Source organism: Methylobacterium sp. A49B (assembly GCF_053346215.1).
On sequence record NZ_JBKFBO010000128.1, the window covers coordinates 66,801 to 86,342 of the forward strand.

At 69.9% G+C, this 19,542-nt stretch carries 19 protein-coding genes; 10 read left to right on the plus strand and 9 right to left on the minus strand.

Going from position 1 to position 19,542, the window contains the following annotated elements:
• Nucleotides 1-2: 2 nt before the first annotated feature.
• The 3 genes from ACLBX9_RS26685 (at nucleotide 3) to ACLBX9_RS26695 (ending at nucleotide 2,202) form a co-directional block, all read left to right on the plus strand.
• The gene (locus ACLBX9_RS26685; protein ID WP_447721013.1) at nucleotides 3-1,124 is read left to right on the plus strand and encodes a hypothetical protein; all 1,122 of its coding nucleotides are present in this window, start codon (nucleotides 3-5) and stop codon (nucleotides 1,122-1,124) included.
• Nucleotides 1,125-1,196: 72 nt separating this feature from the next.
• Nucleotides 1,197-1,838 carry an adenylyl-sulfate kinase gene (gene cysC, locus ACLBX9_RS26690; RefSeq protein ID WP_447721014.1) on the plus strand — a complete coding sequence of 214 codons (642 nt, stop codon included), beginning with the start codon at nucleotides 1,197-1,199 and terminating at the stop codon, nucleotides 1,836-1,838.
• 103 nt (nucleotides 1,839-1,941) lie between these two features.
• A complete protein-coding gene (locus ACLBX9_RS26695) occupies nucleotides 1,942-2,202 on the plus strand; it encodes a hypothetical protein (RefSeq protein ID WP_447721015.1) in 261 nt (86 codons plus the stop codon).
• An 18-nt stretch (nucleotides 2,203-2,220) separates the two neighbouring features.
• On the opposite strand, the gene ACLBX9_RS26700 is transcribed toward ACLBX9_RS26695, so the two are convergent.
• The 5 genes from ACLBX9_RS26700 to ACLBX9_RS26720 all read right to left on the minus strand — a co-directional run bounded on the left by ACLBX9_RS26700 (nucleotide 2,221) and on the right by ACLBX9_RS26720 (nucleotide 8,333).
• Nucleotides 2,221-3,213 carry a catalase family peroxidase gene (locus ACLBX9_RS26700; RefSeq protein ID WP_447721016.1) on the minus strand — a complete coding sequence of 331 codons (993 nt, stop codon included), beginning with the start codon at nucleotides 3,211-3,213 and terminating at the stop codon, nucleotides 2,221-2,223.
• Between the two features lie 288 nt (nucleotides 3,214-3,501).
• A complete protein-coding gene (locus ACLBX9_RS26705) occupies nucleotides 3,502-4,044 on the minus strand; it encodes a hypothetical protein (RefSeq protein WP_447721017.1) in 543 nt (180 codons plus the stop codon).
• Nucleotides 4,020-4,910, minus strand: a complete 891-nt coding sequence (locus ACLBX9_RS26710; RefSeq protein WP_447721018.1) for a hypothetical protein — start codon at nucleotides 4,908-4,910, stop codon at nucleotides 4,020-4,022. Before ACLBX9_RS26710 ends, ACLBX9_RS26705 begins: the two co-directional genes overlap by 25 nt.
• Nucleotides 4,911-4,919: 9 nt before the next feature.
• On the minus strand, nucleotides 4,920-5,177 hold the full coding sequence (locus ACLBX9_RS26715) for a hypothetical protein (protein ID WP_447721019.1): 258 nt from the start codon (nucleotides 5,175-5,177) through the stop codon (nucleotides 4,920-4,922).
• 822 nt (nucleotides 5,178-5,999) lie between these two features.
• Nucleotides 6,000-8,333, minus strand: coding sequence for a lytic transglycosylase domain-containing protein (locus tag ACLBX9_RS26720; RefSeq protein ID WP_447721020.1), 2,334 nt, complete (start codon nucleotides 8,331-8,333; stop codon nucleotides 6,000-6,002).
• Nucleotides 8,334-8,512: 179 nt separating this feature from the next.
• Between ACLBX9_RS26720 and dapA the strand changes: the two genes are divergently transcribed.
• From dapA to ACLBX9_RS26735, 3 genes are all read left to right on the plus strand, one after another.
• Nucleotides 8,513-9,412 (plus strand): 4-hydroxy-tetrahydrodipicolinate synthase, encoded by a 900-nt coding sequence (gene dapA / locus ACLBX9_RS26725; protein WP_010685405.1) that lies wholly within the window; start codon nucleotides 8,513-8,515, stop codon nucleotides 9,410-9,412.
• A gap of 10 nt (nucleotides 9,413-9,422) precedes the next feature.
• Nucleotides 9,423-9,896 (plus strand): SsrA-binding protein SmpB, encoded by a 474-nt coding sequence (gene smpB / locus ACLBX9_RS26730; protein ID WP_010685406.1) that lies wholly within the window; start codon nucleotides 9,423-9,425, stop codon nucleotides 9,894-9,896.
• Between the two features lie 233 nt (nucleotides 9,897-10,129).
• On the plus strand, nucleotides 10,130-10,699 hold the full coding sequence (locus ACLBX9_RS26735; protein WP_447721021.1) for a peroxiredoxin: 570 nt from the start codon (nucleotides 10,130-10,132) through the stop codon (nucleotides 10,697-10,699).
• Nucleotides 10,700-10,703: 4 nt separating this feature from the next.
• On the opposite strand, the gene ACLBX9_RS26740 is transcribed toward ACLBX9_RS26735, so the two are convergent.
• The 3 genes from ACLBX9_RS26740 to rpoZ all read right to left on the minus strand — a co-directional run bounded on the left by ACLBX9_RS26740 (nucleotide 10,704) and on the right by rpoZ (nucleotide 14,547).
• Nucleotides 10,704-11,345, minus strand: coding sequence for a LabA-like NYN domain-containing protein (locus ACLBX9_RS26740; protein WP_158169137.1), 642 nt, complete (start codon nucleotides 11,343-11,345; stop codon nucleotides 10,704-10,706).
• A gap of 348 nt (nucleotides 11,346-11,693) precedes the next feature.
• Entirely contained in the window at nucleotides 11,694-13,946 is a 2,253-nt protein-coding gene (locus tag ACLBX9_RS26745; protein ID WP_010685408.1) for a RelA/SpoT family protein, read from the minus strand.
• 190 nt (nucleotides 13,947-14,136) lie between these two features.
• The gene (gene rpoZ, locus ACLBX9_RS26750; RefSeq protein WP_010685409.1) at nucleotides 14,137-14,547 is read right to left on the minus strand and encodes a DNA-directed RNA polymerase subunit omega; all 411 of its coding nucleotides are present in this window, start codon (nucleotides 14,545-14,547) and stop codon (nucleotides 14,137-14,139) included.
• Between the two features lie 305 nt (nucleotides 14,548-14,852).
• Here rpoZ and fabD point away from each other — a divergent pair, with 305 nt between their 5' ends.
• The 4 genes from fabD to fabF all read left to right on the plus strand — a co-directional run bounded on the left by fabD (nucleotide 14,853) and on the right by fabF (nucleotide 18,551).
• Nucleotides 14,853-15,797 carry an ACP S-malonyltransferase gene (gene fabD / locus ACLBX9_RS26755; RefSeq protein WP_447721022.1) on the plus strand — a complete coding sequence of 315 codons (945 nt, stop codon included), beginning with the start codon at nucleotides 14,853-14,855 and terminating at the stop codon, nucleotides 15,795-15,797.
• Between the two features lie 17 nt (nucleotides 15,798-15,814).
• Nucleotides 15,815-16,552: a 3-oxoacyl-[acyl-carrier-protein] reductase gene (gene fabG, locus ACLBX9_RS26760; protein ID WP_010685411.1), complete on the plus strand. Its 738-nt coding sequence runs from the start codon at nucleotides 15,815-15,817 to the stop codon at nucleotides 16,550-16,552.
• Nucleotides 16,553-16,873: 321 nt separating this feature from the next.
• A complete protein-coding gene (locus ACLBX9_RS26765) occupies nucleotides 16,874-17,113 on the plus strand; it encodes an acyl carrier protein (protein WP_007559070.1) in 240 nt (79 codons plus the stop codon).
• 175 nt (nucleotides 17,114-17,288) lie between these two features.
• Nucleotides 17,289-18,551 (plus strand): beta-ketoacyl-ACP synthase II, encoded by a 1,263-nt coding sequence (gene fabF, locus ACLBX9_RS26770; protein ID WP_447721023.1) that lies wholly within the window; start codon nucleotides 17,289-17,291, stop codon nucleotides 18,549-18,551.
• Nucleotides 18,552-18,664: 113 nt separating this feature from the next.
• Here the strand turns inward: fabF and ACLBX9_RS26775 are convergent, their stop codons facing one another.
• The gene (locus ACLBX9_RS26775) at nucleotides 18,665-19,372 is read right to left on the minus strand and encodes a YidB family protein (RefSeq protein WP_447721024.1); all 708 of its coding nucleotides are present in this window, start codon (nucleotides 19,370-19,372) and stop codon (nucleotides 18,665-18,667) included.
• Nucleotides 19,373-19,542: the final 170 nt, after the last annotated feature.

Sequence of the window (19,542 nt, forward strand, 5' to 3'; positions counted from 1 at the left end):
AGGTGCGACGGGCCATCGTCCATATCGGTATGCCGCGAACCGGCTCGACGTCCTTCCAGGAGGTTCTGGCCCGTCTGAGGCCGCGGCTCGATTCGGTCGGGATCTGCTACCCGACGCTGGCGTCTCCCGGAGCTCCGGGGCACGAGGACGTCAACCATTTCCGGCTCGGCCAGGCGCTCGACCGGCGACGCCCCACGGTCGAGCGCCGGGATGCCCTCGCCTGCCTCGACGCGATCCTCGGCACCACCGGGGCGGATACGGTCCTCCTGTCCTACGAGGATTTCTCCGTGCAGCGGCCCTACTGGCGCGTGCCCGACACCCTGCACGCGATCTTCGCGCGGCACGGATTCGCCATGGAGGCCGTGCTCGTGGTCAAGCCGCAGGTCGAGCAACTGGCCTCGGCCTACGCCCTGCGGACGCAGGTGGTCGTCGAGGGCCGCACCTTCCGCGGCTTCCTGCGGGGCGAGGGCGCTTCCGGACGCTACGATTACGCGGCCCGGCTGGAACCCTGGCGGCGGGCCGCGGCAGGTCGGGTCGTGGCCGTGCCCTTCCGGGACCGGGCCTCCGACGCGCCGCTGCTCAAGCGCCTGATCGACGATCTCGGGCTCGGCGAGCGCCTAGCGCGGCTGCTGGGCCCAGCCGATCTCGAGTACCGCACGAACCGCAGCTCGGGCCCCGTGGCGGTCGAGGCCGCGCGCCGGCTGTACCGGCTCGGGGTTCACCGTCAGGTCGCGGGGCATCCGCGCCGGCTCGGCCATTTCCTCGACGACTGGGCCTGGGCGCGGGGACTCGACGGCGAGCGGTTCCGCGGCGATGCCCCGGACGGGCTGGCGGAGGTCGCCGCGCGCTACGCGGACTCGAACGCGCGCTTCGCAGCCTCATGCTGGGGCCGTTCCTGGGACGCGGTCGTGGAGGCGGCCCCCGCCGCGCCTCCGAACGAACTCGCCGCGGGGCCGATCGCACCGGAGACGGAGGCGACCGTCGACGCTCTGGTGGCGGCGGCGACGGCATACGCCGCCTTCCGGGCGCCCCCCGCCTGGCGGCGCCGTTTGGCCCACGCCCTGGAGGAGGCCAAGGAGCGCGTCGGCGATGCCGTCGGCCTGCCGGTCTGGCGCGTGCCCTAGGGCGAGGAGGGCAAGGCGTTGACGATGCGGTGCTTTTCCGAACAGGGCCGGCTTGCGCGGCCTGAGCCTCAGATGGTGGATGCGGGTGCCGTGCCGAAGATCCCGACCGGTGTCACATGGCACAGCCTTCAGCCCCGGGAGGAGCGTTGGGTGTGTCTCGGCCAGAGGCCGGTGATCGCCTGGCTGACGGGCTTGTCGGGGGCTGGGAAGTCGACCATCGCGGTCGCGGCCGACCGGACGCTTGTCGCGAACGGCCGGCACAGCGCCGTCCTCGACGGCGACAACCTGCGCCACGGCCTCAACGCCGACCTGACCTTCACCCACGCGGACCGGTCGGAGAATGTCCGGCGCACCGCCGAGGTGGCGCGGCTGATGGCGGAGTCGGGCTCGGTGGTGATCGTGTCGCTGATCTCACCCTACCGCGCCGACCGGGCGGTCGCCCGGCGGATCGCCGGCGACATCCCGTTCCTGGAGGTGTTCGTCGACACGCCGCTCGGCCTGTGCGAGGCCCGCGACCCGAAGGGGCTGTATCGGCTGGCCCGCGCCGGCCGGATCCCGGGATTCACCGGCGTCTCGGCCCCCTACGAGGCACCGGAAAGCCCGGACCTGACGATCGCCACGGAGGATTGCAGTACGGAAGCCTGTGCGTACCGCCTGAGCACCCTGCTCCTGCGGCTCAGCCGCGGAGGCGAGGCGGCCGCACAACGGCGATAGACGCCCGGGTCGCGGCCGACATCGCGGGGGAACGCGCCCGAGCGCACCCGGTTGGTCCGAGGGGCCCAGCAAGGCGGGGCTCGGCATGAACCGTGGAGGTCCCGTGAGGCAATCCCATCGCACGATCCTGTTCGCGGCGGCGCTCCTGACCTGCGCGACCGGGGCCGCGGACGCGACGGACGGCAAGGGCAAGGCGCCGTCGACCGGTGCCCGCAAAAATGACGGCGCATCGACCACCAGCGTGGGAGCGGGTGGCCTGACCGGTACGGGAGCCGTCAGGGACGGGGCCCGCACCGGCGACGGCCAGGCTCGGACAGGCGACGCGAAGCCGTCCTCCGCCCCGGCGACCGGCATCACCCGCTGAGACGCGCGACTGGCCGCGCTACTGCGAGCGCCGGCTGAACGAGACCGCGTAGGCCTGGACGCGGGCGTCGATCAGCGGGTCATCCGACACCTCGATACCGTCGGTCAGGTTGTTCGGCATGAACAACAGGGCCTTCTCGGCCTCGGCGCTGTCCGGAACCGCCTTGCTCACCGTCAGCGTGCCGAGATCGATGGTCTTGCGGTCGTCCGGCCAGGGCTTGGTGGCGTCATTGGTCGGATCGCCCGGCTCGGCGAGCTGCGCCAGGACGCGGAACTTAGCCGGCTCCTTCGCAAGGCGTGGGCCGATCTCGGTCATCAGGTAGTTCGGATCGCGTTTGGCCGCATCCTCGGACGACAGGATTTCCTCGCCCTGCACCGGCTCGATCCGGAAGCGGAACGGTTGACGCTTGCCCGCCGCATCCACGAAAATGAAGGCGTTGACGCCGTTATAGGTCTGCCGGGCGAGGCTCGACGGAGTCTTGGCCGTGCCGCCCGCCGTGGCGGCGGCCGGATGGGCCGAGGCGAAGCGCTCCAGAGCGGTCGGGTGGGCCGCGTTCGGGCCGCTGTCGGCGACCGCCTTCAGGAGGTCGCGGAACTCCTCGCCGGTGGCGACCGGGAAGTATTTCAGCGCGTTGGTGACGACATCCATGTCCGAGCCGTCGCTGAGCTTGAACTTCAGCGCCATCCCGTGCGGATTGGCATTGGCCGCACCATCCGGGATCGTCGGCACGCCGGTGGCGTCCGAGAACCGGATCGTCACGGGCACTGCGGGGCCTTTGAACAGGGAGGCCTTGCTGATCCGGGCAGCCTCCGCCGACGGGGTGAAGCTGCCCTCGGCGACCACGCCTTTGGCATGGTTGGCGCGCGCCCCCGGATGCTTGCCGAACAGCGTGTTCATCACGTCGATGGTCTGCTCCGCCGTGGAGGCCTCCTGGGCCGCGGCCGGAACTCCGGCCGCCAGGGCCAGGGTGGCGCTCAGCGTCACGGCGCACCCAAATCGCGTCAACAGCATGTGGATCCTCTCGGCTGCGCCAGTCCCATGAACGGGACGAGGTCGATCAACCCACCTTCTAGTGAGGCCGACACAACGCGCACAACCCGAAGCTTCGCCGTCGACGGGCGGCGGTTACGTCCGGCCGGGATTTTCCGCGCGCGTCGCCCGTGTGAAGGTGCCTGCGGTCGCTCCTGCGGGTGCAAGCCGAGGAACGGCTGTCCCGGCGGGCCCGCAGCCGTCATGGCCGCAGGAGCGTTGGCCGATCCGGCCGCCACCCCCGACACGCCCCCCTTTGTCGGAGACCGATCACGGTGCACCGGTGCCGCGACCTTGGAGCAAGGGCTGCAGATCGTCGTACAGGGCGGACAGGATTGCGCCCGGCGCTGCGTCGCACGTCCCTGGAACGACGAGCTTCACGGCCCGCTCGTCCCCGGCGAAAGGCCCGCTGACGCCGAGGACGGCGCCCGCCCGGTACATGAAGTACAGCATGCTCAGCTTCATCACGGCGCGAGGCCCGGCCAGCGTCCAGCCGCGATAGACGAAGGTGGTGCGGTCGCTCGGATCGGGCGAGGCCATCAGGGACGTGTCTCTGCCGTGCGGCGATGGCTCGACGAAATCGACCAGCACGGGTGTCGGGCACGCGGCGATCCGGAGCAGACGGCGACCGGCGTGGTGGAGTGGCAGGGCCAACCGTTCACCCGGCGCGATCGTAACGGTGTTGGCATCGGAGTCCGAGGCTGCGGATCGGTACGCGACGATCCGGGCCGAGACCGACGCGAGGAGCAGCAGGCACAGGACCATCAGAGTCGCGCGATCCGCTGTCCTCAGGCGCGCGGCGTGGCTGGACACGGCGTTCTCTCAAGCTGCAGGACGATCGGCAGGACCGAGGCGGCCGCCGACGCGAGCGCGACGAGGACCGAACCGGTCCCATCGTGCCAATAGTGATAGGCCACGGGCGACGGCAGCATGGCCAGGATCCGGGCAATATTGATCGCTACGACCAGGACGGCGCTCACCGCGAGGGCTCCGAACGCGCCCGGATCCGCCCGTCGTCCGGCGATCTTGAGCACGCACAGCCAGATCAGGGCGGCCAGCGACAGGTTGTGGAAGGCCGAGCAGCCCTCCAGCATGACGATCGTCCAGTCAGGACGGGTGCTGAGGTACACGCCCGTCGCGTGCAGGTTGGGAAAGGCCAGACGCCCGATCCAGGCCATGACGGCGACCTCGAACGGCTCGATGGCGTGGTAAAATAGCTTGAAGGCGAGTTTGCTCCACAACTCGCAGAGGGACAGGGCCAGCCAGATCTGGGCGACATCGGTCATCAGGCGGTCGCGGGACCGCCGCGTGATGAGCCATGCCGCGGCCAGCGTCATGCCGGCGTAGACCGCATGCGCCTCGGGGAGTGTCCAGGCCAGGGCGGACACCGCCAGGATGGCGAGATCGACCGGTGTCAGGGCCGGTCTCGAGCGCGGCGCGGTGAGGATGAGCGCGATTACGGCGGCGGTGGCGAACAGCTCACCGAGGTCGAGCTCGATCAGCCGCTGGGCGCCGGGATCGGGTTCCAGCAACATCCGCTGTAGCGCGGCGGAGATCGCCGTGCCGCAGGAGAAAACCAGCAGGATCCAGCTGGCGGCGTGAATGGGTAGGTTGCGCGGGATGAGCAGCGCGATCGTGGCGCGCAGTCCTCTCCCGCGCCGCGCGACGGAGCGGGCCATGGCGAGACCTCAGGCGACAGCGACCGGGCGGCCGACGTGCCTGCAGAGCAGGAACGCCGAGGTGCCCATGGGCATGGGGAAGCCGAGGAGCGCGTTGACCGCGAGCGCCTGGGGGCCGCCCAAACCGCTACTGCTGGACGCGGTGATCGACGAGACCAGTTCGGCGACAGCGCCATCACCGCCGTAGGAAGTCGCCGCCACGGTGCTGGTCACCGCGTATGAGCCGGCGCTCAGGTTGAGGCTTGCTTGGCTGGAGGCAGCGTCCATCAGAGCTGCGGACGGTTTGGAGGTATCGGCACCGCCGTTTCCCGGCCTGAACGTCAATCCAGTGAGTACGGTCTGAGCCGCCGTGGTCGCAACGTTGATGCGAATTGGGTGACCGCCCGAATAGGCGTCAGTGACTGTAAGGGGCCCAGAGACGGATGGGACGCAGGAGAGCCGTGGCGGCGCTCCTTCGACAATACCGGAATGGACCGGAAAAAATCCAGTATCTGCACGGAAGTGGATACTTTGCGGCCGGGCCGGAACGACATTGGCCATCGCCAACGTCACCCCGAGCAATACGGGCGCAGAACTGAGATTGCCCACTGCCCCAGCCTTCCGTTCGAGATTCTTGAAGCCGCAAGCGTTATGGGTGGATCGCACCCGATGGCTTATGTGCCATGATAATAGATGGTGTTTCAATCTGACCGACAGATAGTTGTCAATCGGACAATCGTCGGAGATGCGAATTAATATTAAGTACGGGCTATAAGCTTTCAGCCGGATCGCGTGTCGATCACTGTCGATCTGGCTGAATGGGATTACCGGTGTACGGTCCAGGCACAGATGGCCGTCCGCCGGCTCAATGCGGCGTGCGTCACGCGCCTTTCGCCGTAGGCCGGGGGATAGCGGCGCTCGGTGTTCCAGACGCTGCGTGGCCTGTTCGAACCGGTCGCGGTCTCCCGAAAGGGCGACATCCGGCGTCGTCCCGCCCGGGGTACAGCCGCCCCGGCTCCTCCGGGCGTGTTGCAAGCGCGTCGAGCCTGTTGCGTCAGTAACGACGATCACCCTCGAAGGCCATCAGGCCAGGACGATGGTCCGTGGGCCCTACCGCGCCCCGCGGTGGAGGTCGCCGTCGATCAGAAGGGCGCTGCGGCTGTCGAGCCGGGAGCGGTAGACTTGAAGGTTCTCCATCACCCGCTGCACGTAGTTGCGCGTCTCCGTGAAGGGGATGCGCTCGACCCAGTCGATCACGTCGACGTCGCCCTTGCGCGGATCGCCGTAGGCGTCGATCCACTTCTTCACGTTGCCGCCCCCTGCGTTGTACGACGCGAAGGCCAGCACGTAGGAGCCGCGCCAATCCTCCATCAGCTCGCCGAGATGGGCTTGGCCGAGCTTGGCGCAGTAGGCGGGGTCGCTGGTCAGGCGGTCGACGTCGAACGCGGCCGAGACCCGGCGGGCGGTGCGTTGGGCGGTCGCCGGCATCATCTGCATCAGCCCCCTGGCGCCGACGCCCGATTGCGCCCGCGGGTCGAACTGGCTCTCCTGCCGGGCGATGGCGTAGACCATGGCCCGCTCCACCTGCGGCACCGCCGTGAAGGTCTCGTAGGTGGGGATCCCGATCGTCGGATAGGCGTGGGCGTCCAGCGGCAGGCCCCGCTGAACCGCCAGCTTGCCGATTGCCACCAGGGCGCGGGCATCCTTCATATCGGTGGCGAGGTCGCCGAGCGCCTGGATCTCGCGGGGGTCGGAGAGCTCCCGAGCGGCGTCGATATAGAGCGGCAGGGCCAGTTCCTTGATCCCCGCCTCGCCCAGCAGGCGCAGCGCGCGGATGTAGAGCCGGCCGTCGAAGGCCTGACGCTCGGACCCTTCCAGATCCGCGGGCGCCCGCAGGGGCAAGCTGGTCTGGCCGAGCCGCGCGCGGGCCACCTGCCCGTAATAGGCGATCGGCTGGAGGGCTGCCCGCTCGTAAAAGCGCTTCGCCTCCTCGGTCTGGCTCAGAGTCTCGGCCGCGCGGCCCTGCCAGTAGGCGGCCCGCGCCACCGAGATCGGACTCTCGGCAATCGCCGCGACCTGCGCGAAGTGCTGCGCGGCGCGTGCCGGGTCGTTGACGAAGCGGAGCGCGATCCAGCCGGCGTGGAACTCGGCCTCGATCCGCTTCTCCGGAGTGCGCGCCGCCGGGGCGCTCGCTACCGCGTAGGCGGTCTTCGCGTCGCCGAGGTCGAGGAGCTTGCGCGCCACGATCCGGCGCTCGATCCACCACTCGTCGCCGTCGACCAGCACGTCCGGGTTGCTTGGCGCCGTGGCCAGCACGGCGGCGGCCGCCTCGGGCTTGTCGGCCCGGCGAAAATATTGCGCCCGGGAGAAGATGTAGGAGGCGTCCCCCCGCAGGGACGGCGGCACCGCGGCCAGAGCGGCGGCGGCGCCCGAAGACTTGTCCTCCACGGCCCGCCGGGCGCGTACGAGGCTGGCATAGCCACCCCCAGCGTAGCCGGCGGCCCGGCCGGCGCTCTCCCAGTCGTCCTTCAGGAGCGCCCGCTCCATTCGGTAGCGGTGATCGACCCGGGTGAGCACCTCCGGGAAGGCGTCGAGAACTTTGGCTTCGAGGCTCCGCCCGAAGTTCTCGCCGCGCCAGAGGTCGCGGACCATATCGGCGGCGTCCGCCTCGTAGCCCTCGGCGCGCAGCGCCAGGGCAAGGGCGAACTTGCCCGGCGCGCTCGAGGGCTTCGCCGTGGCGAAGAACGCCCGTACCGTCGCGGGGGATTTTCGCTCGGAGAGCAGCGCCTCCTCGGCCCGGCGACGCAGCAGCGGGCCGGCCGGCCAGTCCGGGTTGGCCCGGGCGAAGGCGACGGTTCGGGCGAAGCCGATGCCGGCGCCCGCGCGGATCGCCACCCATTCGAGCAGCGCCTTCGCGGCCGGATCGGTGAAGCCGTCGCGCATCCGGTCGCCGTCGGCGACCCGGCCCTTGCGATAAAGGTCGATGGCGCCGCGCAACAGCGTCGGGTCGGTGTCGCCGGAGATCTTCGGGCGCGCCGGATCGGGCACCTCCGGCACCGGAGCCGCCGGGGTGACGGCGGCATCCGGCAGCGGGAAGGCCACGGGGGCGTCGGGATCCGCGGAGGCGTAGGCCGAGGCCGCGGCCGGCAGCGTGCGGGCGGGTTCCTCACCCTTGTCGTCACCGCCGGAGGCATGGACCGGATCGAGCTTGAGGGCGTCGGCCGCGACCGCGTCGGCGGCTTTCTCGGCCTGCACCCCCCGGACCTGCGCGGTGGAGAGGGCGTCGTCGCTCGCGGGCGGTGTCGGCTGCGTGGCCGGCGGCGTCGCCGCAGGCACGTCCGGGCCTACCGGGCCGGCCAGCGCGACGCCGACGGTGGCGATGAGCGCGGCGGCAGTGAGGGACGTGCGCCTCGAGGCCGGATACGAGGCCGCGGATCCGATCACGATTCCCCCCTACTGATCACCGGAGCGGGAAAGGCCGAGGTTGAGGCGGCGACCATTAAGATCGCGTTAACCGACGCCACGATCTGTTTGCGCGGCGTGGCGCGACCGCCTATGTCTGCCCGTCCGCGCCCGTGAGCCGTGCGGCACGCGCGACGTCGAGATCCGTTGGGACGCCTGAGATGACCGAGATGACCGGGAGCCGCCTGCGGGGCTCGCTCACCGCGCTTGTGACGCCGTTCCGCGACGGCGCCTTCGACGAGGCCGCGTTCCGGAAATTCGTGCGCTGGCAGATCGAGCAGGGCAGCCACGGCCTTGTGCCCACCGGCACCACGGGGGAGAGCCCGACCCTCACTCACTCGGAGCACGACCGCGTGGTCGAGGCCTGCATCGACGAGGCGGGTGGACGGGTGCCGGTCGTGGCGGGGGCGGGCTCCAACTCCACCGCCGAGGCGGTCGAGCGGGCGCAGCACGCCGAGCGCGCGGGCGCCGACGCCGTCCTGGTGGTGACGCCCTACTACAACAAGCCGACGCAAGAGGGGCTCTATGCCCACTTCAAGGCCGTGAACGATGCGGTCGGCATTCCGATCATCATCTACAACATCCCGCCGCGCTCCGTCATCGACATGAGCGTCGAGACGATGGCCCGGCTCTTCGAACTGAAGAACATCGCCGGCGTGAAGGACGCGACCGCCAAGATCGACCGCGTCAGCCAGCAGCGTCAGGCCATGGGGGCGAGCTTCCTCCAGCTTTCGGGCGAAGATGCGACGGCGCTGGGGTACAACGCCCAGGGCGGCCACGGCTGCATCTCGGTGGTGGCGAACGTTGCGCCCCGCCTCTGCGCGGACCTGCAGGAGGCGTCGCTGTCGGGTGATTACGCGAAGGCGCTGACCCTGCAGGACAAGCTGTACCCGCTCCAGAGCGGGCTGTTCGCCGAGGCCAACCCGGCGCCGGTGAAGTATGCGCTGTCCCGGCTCGGTCACATGGGTGCGGACCTGCGCCTTCCGCTGGTGCCGGTGAGCGCGCCCACGAAGCGCATCGTGGATGACGCCCTGCGGCACGCCGGGCTCCTGGTCGACTGAGAGGACCCGCATGGCCCCGAAGCCGGAGCCCGGCCGGCGCGTCGTCGCGGACAACCGCGCGGCGCGCTTCCACTATGCCATCGAGGACACGCTCGAGGCCGGCATCGCGCTGACCGGCACCGAGGTGAAATCCCTGCGCGGCGGCAAGGCGACGATCGGCGAGGCCTATGCCGGCCCCTCCGGCAACGACCTGATGCTGTTCAACGCCTACATCCCGGAATATCTGGAAGCGAATCGCTTCAACCACGACACGAAGCGGCCGCGCCGGCTGCTGCTGCACCGCCGCCAGATCGACAAGCTGATCGGCGCGACGCAGCGCCAGGGCTACACGGTGGTGCCGCTGAAGATCTACTTCAACGACCGAGGCCGCGCGAAGGTCGAGCTGGGTCTCGGCAAGGGCAAGCAGGCCCACGACAAGCGCGAGGCTGTCAAGGAGCGCGACTGGCAGCGCGACCGGGCGCGGCTGTTGCGGGACCGGGGGTAGGCGGAGCGGCCGCCGCGCGCGGGCAGCCCCGTCCCGTCATCGCGCGCGGCGCGACTGAGGGCGACATGACGGCGAGCCCGGTGCAGCCGGATTTCTGCCGCCGGGCTCGCAAGGACGGGGCTGCTGAAGTCGTCCGGTGGCGACAGGATCGCTTTGGCCATGATCGCGCGATATCTCATGGTCACGGCTCCGCCGGTGCGGCGTTCCGAGCTTGCGATCATGCGGAGCGATCGATGCAGTCCAACCCCGACTCCCTGCCCGACGACCTCCCGAACCCTGTGGATGACGGCGCGGCCGATCATCTGCGCGGGATGCGGCTGCCCGACGTGGCGCTCACGGCCACGGATGGCCGCACCGTCTCGCTGGCGCGGCTTCCCGGCCGCACCGTGGCCTACGCCTATCCCCGCACCGGCGAGCCGGGGAAGCCGAGCCTCACACCCGACTGGGACGCGATTCCCGGGGCCCGGGGCTGCACGCCGCAGGCCTGCGATTTCCGCGACCACCACACCGAGCTGACGGCGCGGGGCGTCGACCACGTCTTCGGCCTCTCGACACAGCCGAGCGCCTACCAGCGCGAGGCCGCCGAGCGGCTGCGATTGCCGTTCCCGCTGCTCGCCGATCCGCATCGCGCCTTCACGATGGCGGCACACCTGCCGGTGTTCGAGGCCGGCGGGCATGTGCTGCTCCGCCGCCTCACCCTGGTGATCGATGACGGCGTGGTCAGCCAGCTGTTCTATCCGGTCTTCCCGCCGGACCGGAGCGCACGGCAGGTCCTCGACTGGCTCGACGGCGCAGGCGCCTGAGGCGCTAGTCCTCTCCGTCCTCCGGCTGGCGGATGCCGTAGCGGTTCTCCAGGCTCGGGTTCGCCCGGCCCTCGCCACGGTAGCGGCTCGGCGAGTCGGCCGTCGTCCGGGCCGGGCGCTCGCCGGGCTCTCGCCCGATCCGGCTCGCGAGGCTCGCGAGGTCGACGAACTCGTCCGCCTGTCGCCGCAAGTCGTCGGAGATCATCGCCGGCTGGGTCTGGATGGTGGAAATCACCGTGACCTTGACCCCGCGCCGCTGCATGGCCTCGACCAGCGAGCGGAAGTCGCCGTCGCCCGAGAACAGGATCATATGATCGATATGGGCGGCGAGTTCGAGGGCGTCGATCGCCAGCTCGATATCCATATTGCCCTTGTACTTCCGACGTCCCATCGAGTCCGTGAACTCCTTCACGGGCTTGGTCACGACGCGGTAGCCGTTGTAGTCGAGCCAATCGATCAAGGGACGGATGGAGGAATATTCCTGATCCTCTATCATGGCAGTATAGTAGAAAGCGCGGAGAAGGTTCTCACGCGACTGAAATTCCTTCAGCAATTTTTTGTAGTCGATGTCGAAGCCCAGGGCTTTGGTCGTGGCATAGAGGTTTGCGCCATCAATAAAGATGGCGCTGCGCTGCATCGCAGTCATGGATAGTTCGAATCCTGAAAAGAAGGGTGACGGGAAATCGCTAGATGAAACGGCCTGGCCTCGTCCGGCGTGGAAGGCCGGGACCGGGGCCGCCAGGAGGCGTCGCTATAGTCTGCAATCCCGGGCGCAATAGCCCGGTCTTCTTCCGTATGACCGCCGCCCAGTCGGACGAACCATTCGTTCCAAACGCCGTCTTGTCAAGCAGATCCGAAGATTTCCCGCCCTTAAGATCGTCTCCCGTCGGGTTGGTGACCGGAAGGGACCGATACGGTTTGGCTTTCACTGTAGCTGGGAAGATTTGCCGAAGATAATCGACGCAATCTCAGGTTTGTCCCCCGGTGGACAGGCTCAGCCGTTCACCCGCTCGACGCTGTTCACCGGGCGCTTGCCGCGCAGTTCGGCGATGATCGCGTTCAGGTGCTGAAGGTCCCAGACCGAGAGGTCGATGGTGATGTCGGTGAAGTCCTGGGTGCGCCGCTTCATCGAGATGTTGTCGATGTTGCCGTCGTGGTCGGCGATCACCTGGGCGATCTGAGCGAACACCCCCGGCTCATTGATCGACTTGAGCGCGAGCCGGGCGGGAAACCGCTCGCCGCTGAGCGCCTCCGTGTCCCAGCGGACGTCGAGCCAGCGCTCCGGCTCGTTGTCGAAGGCGGCGAGCGCCGCCGACTGGATCGGGTAGACGGTGACGCCGACCCCCGGGGTCAGGATGCCGACGATCCGGTCGCCCGGTACGGCGCCCCCGTTCGGCGCAAAGGTCACCGGCAGGTCGCCCGCGAGGCCGCGGATGGGGATCGCGTCGCTCCGGTTCTCGTCCGCACCGCCCTCGGCACCCGGAAATGTCAGGCGCATCGTCTGGTCGGACGAGCGCACGAGCCGGCCCGCGCCCCCGGCCGCTCCCGGCGACGGTGACGGCCGGCGCTCGTCGCGGTGGTCGGGGTAGACGGCGCGGACAACATCTCCGGAAAACATTTCGCCGCGGCCGACCGCGGCGAACACGTCCTCGGTGCTGGCCCGGGCGAGCCGCGGCAGGGCGCCCCGCAGCTTGTCCTCCGAGAAGGTCTTGGCCGCCCGCTCGAAGGCCCGGTCGAGGATCTGGCGGCCGAGCCCGGCATATTGCCGGCGCACGGCGGCCCGCGTCGCCCGCCGGATCGCCGCCCGGGCCTTGCCGGTCACCACCAGGGATTCCCAGGCGGCCGGCGGCGAGGCGCCATCCGAGCGGCTGATCTCCACCTCGTCGCCGTTGGCGAGTTCGTGCAGCAGCGGCGCCATCCGGCCGTTGATCTTGGCGCCCACCGCGGTGTTGCCGACGTCCGTATGGACCGCGTAGGCGAAGTCGATCGGCGTCGCGCCCCGCGGCAGCGCGATCAGCCGGCCCTTCGGGGTGAAGCAGAACACCTGGTCCTGGAACAGCTCCAGCTTGGTGTGCTCCAGGAACTCCTCAGGGCTGTCGCCCTCGGCGAGCAGCTCGATGGTCCGGCGCAGCCACTGGTAGGCGCCGCTCTCGGCGGCCAGCCGCGGATGCACGCTGCCCTCGCCGCGGGCCGGCTCCCGGGTCAGCTCGATGCCGAGCTCCTTGTACTGCGCGTGCGCGGCGATGCCGTACTCGGCGATCTCGTCCATGGCGCGGGTACGGATCTGCAGCTCGACGCGCTGGCTCTTCGGCCCGATCACGGTGGTGTGGATCGAGCGGTAATCGTTCTGCTTCGGCGTCGAAATGTAGTCCTTGTAGCGGCCCGGGACCATCGGCCAGCTGGTGTGGACGATGCCGAGCGCCGCGTAGCAACCCTGCACGGTGTCGACGACGACCCGGAAGCCGAAAATGTCGGAGAGCTGCTCGAAGGCGACGGACTTCCGCTCCATCTTCGACCAGATCGAGAACGGGCGCTTCTGCCGGCCGCTCACCTCCGCGGTGATGCCCTGCGCGCCGAGCTTGTCGGTGAGCACCTGCGCGATCGTCTCGACCACGCTCTCGGACTTGGCGGTGAGCCGCTCCAACCGCTGGGTGATGGTAGCGTAGACATCCGGCTCCAGGTTGCGGAAGGCCAGATCCTCCAGCTCCTCGCGCAACTCCTGCATGCCCATGCGGCCGGCCAGCGGCGCGTAGATGTCGAGCGTCTCCTGCGCGATGCGGTGGCGCTTATCCTCCCGCATGTGCTGGAGGGTGCGCATGTTGTGCAGGCGGTCGGCGAGCTTGACGAGCAGCACCCGCACGTCCGCCGCCACCGCGAGCAGCAGCTTGCGGAAATTCTCGCCCTGGGCCGCCTGCTTGGAAACGAGGTCGAGACGCTTGAGCTTGGTCAGTCCATCGACCAGCGCGCCGATTTCCGGCCCGAACAGCCGACGGATCTCCTCCAGCGTCGCCTCGGTGTCCTCCACGGTGTCGTGCAGAACCGCGGCCACGATGGTGGCGTCGTCGAGATGGAGGTCGGTGAGGATCGCCGCGACCTCGAGGGGGTGGGCGAAGAACGGGTCGCCCGAGGCGCGCTTCTGCGTGCCGTGCGCCTGCATGGCGTACACGTAGGCGCGGTTGAGCAGCGCCTCGTCGGCGACCGGATTGTAGCGCTTGACCCGCTCGACCAGCTCGTACTGGCGCATCATCCGCCGGGACGGGGCCGGCTCCTGGGGCGTGCGCGCGGGCCGGATCACGCGCGATTGTTCCGCACCCTTCGGCGCCACGCCAGCCTTCGCGGCGAGCGGGGCCGGTGCGGGCTCGGAACGAGAGAACCCGGCGTCGCCGCCGGGTCCGGATTCGCTCAGGTCGTGCGTGTCGAGACCCACGGGGCCTGACTCACTCGCCCTCGTCGTCGGTCTCGACCGGCGGGGCGAGGTTCTCGAGGCCGCGCAGGAGGTCCTCCTCGCTCATGCGGTCGAACTGGACAGCCGCGTCGTCGCTGGAGGATTGCGGCGCCACCGCGGCGGCGGCCGGCGAGCTCGACAGCAGCGGCACAGTCTCTGCCTCGGGCTCGTCCACCTCGACGTATTTCTGCATCGAGTGGATCAGCTGCTCCTTGAGGTCGTCCGCCGTGATCGTCTCGTCGCCGATCTCGCGCAGGGCCACGACGGGGTTTTTGTCGCGGTCGCGGTCGATGGTGAGGGGGGCGCCGGCGGCGAGGAGGCGTGCCCGATGGCTCGCCAGCAGGACGAGCTCGAAGCGATTCTCGACCTTCTCGATACAATCTTCAACGGTGACGCGCGCCATGCGGGGCGGCTCCTTGGGCTTGAGCGACGTGTGCTGTCAGGTATGACGCCGTCTTACACCGGATGCCGTTCTGCAACAAGCACAGCGGCTTGCGCCCGGCGCGGCCCTGAGGGGCGAGCCGGGCCTGCGCGGAGGCATTCGCGGGGTCGGAGGCGGGGTCGAACGAAGGTCAACACCGTGCGGCACATTGTGCGGCGCATTGTTGACACCCGCGGCCGCGGGTGCGAGTGCGCGCGCCATTCCAGAGTTTCAGCCGACACGGGCGGCGTCCGCGCGCCGTCCGGCGCCGGCGATCGGGAAGTACCATGCGCGCACTCATCTTTCCCGGCCAGGGCAGCCAAGCGGTCGGCATGGCGCGTGACCTCGCCGGGGCCTTCCCGCAGGCGCGGGCCGTGCTCGACGAGGTCGACGCCGCCCTGAGCCAGAACCTGTCGCGGCTGATGTTCGAGGGGCCGGTCGAGGAGCTCACGCTCACGGCCAATGCCCAGCCGGCCCTCATGGCGGCGAGCCTCGCGACCCTGCGCGTGCTGGAGGCCGAGCGCGGCCTCGACCTGACCCGGGATGTCTCCTGCGTGGCCGGCCACTCGCTGGGCGAATACGCGGCGCTGGCGGCCTGCGGCAGCCTCTCGGTCGCCGACGCCGCCAAGCTTCTGCGGCTGCGCGGCGAGGCCATGCAGGCCGCGGTGGCGCCCGGCGCAGGCGCCATGGCGGCGCTGATCGGCACCGACCTGGAGGCCGCCCGGTCCGTGGCCGAGGCCGCGGCCGACGAGGCCGGGGGCGCCGCGGTCTGCGACGTCGCCAACGACAATGGTGGCGGCCAAGTGGTACTCTCGGGCGACAGGGCCGCCGTGGAGCGTGCCATCGGCATCGCCACCAGCCGCGGGATCAAGCGCGCCGTGCTGCTCAACGTCTCCGCGCCGTTCCACTGCCGACTGATGGCGCCCGCCGCCGAGGCCATGGCCCGGGCGCTCGCCGCAGTGCGCCTGGCGGCGCCGCGCGTCACCCTCTATGCCAACGTCACCGCCGCCCCGGTCTCCGACCCGGAGGCGATCCGGCGGGCGCTGGTCGAGCAGGTCACCGGCACCGTGCGCTGGCGCGAGAGCGTCGCCGCCATGGCGGGGTCGGGCGTGGACCGGTTCTACGAGCTGGGCGCCGGCAAGGTGCTCACCGGCCTCGTCAAGCGCATCGCCCCCCAGGCCTCGGCCGCCGCGATCGGCACGCCCGCGGACGTCACGGCCTTCGCGCTCTGATCCCACAGGAGCCCTGCATGTTCGACCTCACCGGCCGCAAGGCCCTCGTCACCGGCGCCACCGGCGGCCTCGGCCAGGCGATCGCCCGGACCCTGCACGCGCAGGGCGCCACCGTGGCGCTCTCGGGCACGCGCCCGCAGGCGCTCGAAGCGCTCGCCGCCGAACTCGGCGAGCGGGCCCACCCGGTGGCGGCCGACCTCGCCGACGCGACCTCGGTCGAGGGCCTCGTACCGGCCGCCGAGGCCGCGATCGGCCCGCTGGACATCCTGGTGAACAACGCCGGCATCACCCGCGACAACCTCTTCATGCGGATGAAGGACGAGGAGTGGGAGCAGGTGCTGGCCGTCAACCTCACCGCCGCCTTCCGCCTGTCGCGGGCTGCCGTGAAGGGCATGATGCGCCGCCGCTTCGGGCGGATCGTCAACATCGGCTCAGTGGTGGGCTCGACCGGCAATCCCGGCCAGGGCAACTACGCCGCCGCCAAGGCCGGCCTCGTGGGCCTGACCAAGGCGCTCGCCGCCGAGGTCGCCTCCCGCGGAATCACCGTCAACTGCATCGCTCCGGGCTTCATCAGCTCGCCCATGACCGACGCGCTGAACGAGAAGCAGCGCGAGGGCATCCTGACCCGGGTGCCCGCCGGGCGCCTCGGCGAGGGCGCGGAGGTGGCGGCCGCCTGCCTCTACCTCGCCTCCGCGGAGGCCGGCTACGTCACCGGCCACACGCTGCACGTGAATGGCGGAATGGCGATGTACTAGGATCTGTATACTGGTCTTGGCTGTTCGCGAATCAGGGTGTCCGGCACGCAAACGCCACACCCATGAAGGGTTTCTGAACGGCCCCTCGCCAGGGCGGGAGCCCTGTGCTACCAACCCCCCGCAGCCGCACAGGGGGTTGACGGTTCAGCGGGTTTTCAGTCCAAGGCCTCCCGGCGGGGGCACAGGGTTCACCTCGCCGGTTACCTCAGAAGCACGCGCGATCGGACACCGGCCCGTCAACAAGCCCTAGAAGGGGCGCGACGCGGTCAAGGCATCACCCCGAGAAGACTGACAGACCAGAAGGACGAGGACGGAAGACCGATGAGCGATATCGCTGAGCGCGTGAAGAAGATCGTCGTCGAGCACCTGGGCGTCGAGCCCGAGAAGGTGGTCGAGAGCGCCAACTTCATCGACGACCTCGGTGCCGACAGCCTCGACACGGTCGAGCTGGTGATGGCCTTCGAGGAGGAGTTCAACGTCGAGATCCCGGACGATGCGGCCGAGACGATCCAGACGGTGGGCGACGCCGTGAAGTTCCTGGAGAAGAACTCCGCCGCCTGACGGCGCCGGGACTTTTTCGATTCACGCGGCGCGGGCGAGGCGGAACGGCCCCCGCGCCGTTATGCGTTTGAAGGCTCGGAGGCGTGATCGGTCCCGACGGGACCGAATCCGCCTCCGGCAGTTATAGACGATGCGCTCCGGCGGACCGGGTGCGCCTCAAGACGGGACGGGTGCGATGCGGCGGGTGGTGGTCACGGGTCTGGGGATGGTCACGCCGCTCGGCAGCGGGGTCGAGCACACCTGGAGCCGGCTGATCGCGGGCGACAGCGGCGCCGGCCCGATCCGCGGCTTCGAATCCGGCGACCTGCCATGCCGGATCGCCGCCCAGGTCCCCTTTGGAGACGGCACCGACGGCACCTTCAACCCCGACGCGGTGATGGAGGCCAAGGAGCAGCGCAAGGTCGACCCGTTCATCGTCTACGCCATGGCGGCGGCCGACGAGGCCCTGAAGGACGCGAACTGGCTCCCGAAGAGCCACGAGGACCAGTGCGCCACCGGCGTGCTGATCGGCTCCGGCATCGGCGGCATCGGCGGCATCTACGACGCCTCCGTGACCCTGCACGAGAAGGGCCCGCGCCGGATCTCGCCATTCTTCATTCCGGGCCGGATCATCAACCTCGCTTCCGGGCAGGTCTCGATCGCCTACGGCCTGAAGGGGCCGAACAACGCCGTGGTGACGGCGTGCTCCACGGGCGCCCACGCCATCGGCGACGCGAGCCGCCTGATCGCGCTCGGCGACGCCGACGTGATGGTGGCGGGCGGCGCCGAGTCGCCGGTGAACCGCCTCTCGATCGCGGGCTTCTCCGCCTGCCGGGCACTGACCACGGGCTTCAACGACGCGCCGGAGAAGGCCTCCCGCCCCTACGACCGCGACCGCGACGGCTTCCTCATGGGCGAAGGTGCCGGCATCGTGGTGCTGGAGGAGTACGAGCACGCCAAGGCCCGCGGCGCGAAGATCTACGCCGAGGTGGTGGGCTATGGCCTCTCGGGCGACGCCTACCACATCACCTCCCCCTCCCCGGACGGCGACGGCGCCTTCCGCTGCATGAGCGCGGCGGTGAAGCGGGCCGGGATCTCCCCGTCCGAGATCGGCTACATCAACGCCCACGGTACTTCGACGCCCATGGGCGACGAGCTGGAGTTGAAGGCCGTGGAGCGCCTCCTGGGCGACGCCGCCGCGAACGCCACCATGTCGTCCACCAAGAGTTCGGTCGGCCACCTGCTGGGCGCCGCCGGCTCGGTCGAGGCGATTTTTTCGATCCTCGTCCTGCGCGACAACGTCATCCCGCCGACGCTGAACCTCGACAACCCCTCGGTCGAGACCAAGATCGATCTTGTCCCGTTCGAGGCGAAGCGGAAGCAGGTGGATGTGGTGCTGTCGAACTCGTTCGGGTTCGGGGGGACCAACGCGTCGCTTGTGATGCGGCGGGTGAATTAATTTCTAGGGACTTTGATCCATTACTGAGGTCATAGGATCAGGCGCAGGCCTCAAAAGCGAATTCTACCTAACCAACATATTGTCATGGATCGGTAGGAATTAGAGGTTGGCGATCACCACCTCTGCCGCTCCTCTGCTCCGGGCACCCGCCCCTGCGGCGTGAGCACGTGCACCACCTCTGGCAACGCCTGGGCCAACTGAGAAAGAAGCGTCTCGCGGTCCATCCCAGTCTGGCTCTGGAGGGTGTTCACCGTGTCGGGGCCGAGCGCCCGAGCGAGCTGGTCCGGGGCCACCGGGCGGTTCGCGCCGTGGCCGATCCAGGACTCCATCACGTCGCCAAGGCCCCCTTGGCGGAACCGATCCACCAGCCCGTCGAGGCCGCCGAGATCCCCCTGCCCTTCCGGCGCGGCGCGGCTCGGGGCCGGGGCGTCGCCGGGGCCGTCGAGCATGCCGGACAAATCCGAAAAATCGCCGGGCGGCAGGGACGGGTCGACGGTGCCCTCGGGGCCGCTATCGCGGCGGCCGCCATACTGGTCCCAGCCGCCGATATCGCCCCCGTCGGGCCGGCGCCCGCCGGCATCGGCGGGGTGCTGGCCGGGATCGCGCCCGTAGGGCCCAGCGCCGCCGGAGCGGTCGGCCTCGGGTCCCGGCTCACCCTGGTGCCCGCGCCCGAAAATGTCGCCGAAGCCGCCGCTCGCGCCCTTGGCGAGTAGCAGCATCAGCAGGGCCTTCACCAGGGGCGACATCCCCCCGGATCCCTGCTTCTGCCCGCCGAACACCTGGCCGAGCACGCCACCGATCGCCGATTCGAGCAGTCCCATGGCCGTCTCCCCGGAGCCCGGATGCGGGCTCGGGCGGACAACAATCCGGAGCCGGTCCGGGTTGCCTCACCGGACGCGGCTGGCCGGCGGATCCGCCGCGGATCGCGGTGGGCGGAGCAGATCCGCAACTGCCCATTCCGCGCCCCGCTCCGCGGCCCGAACGGCCGCGG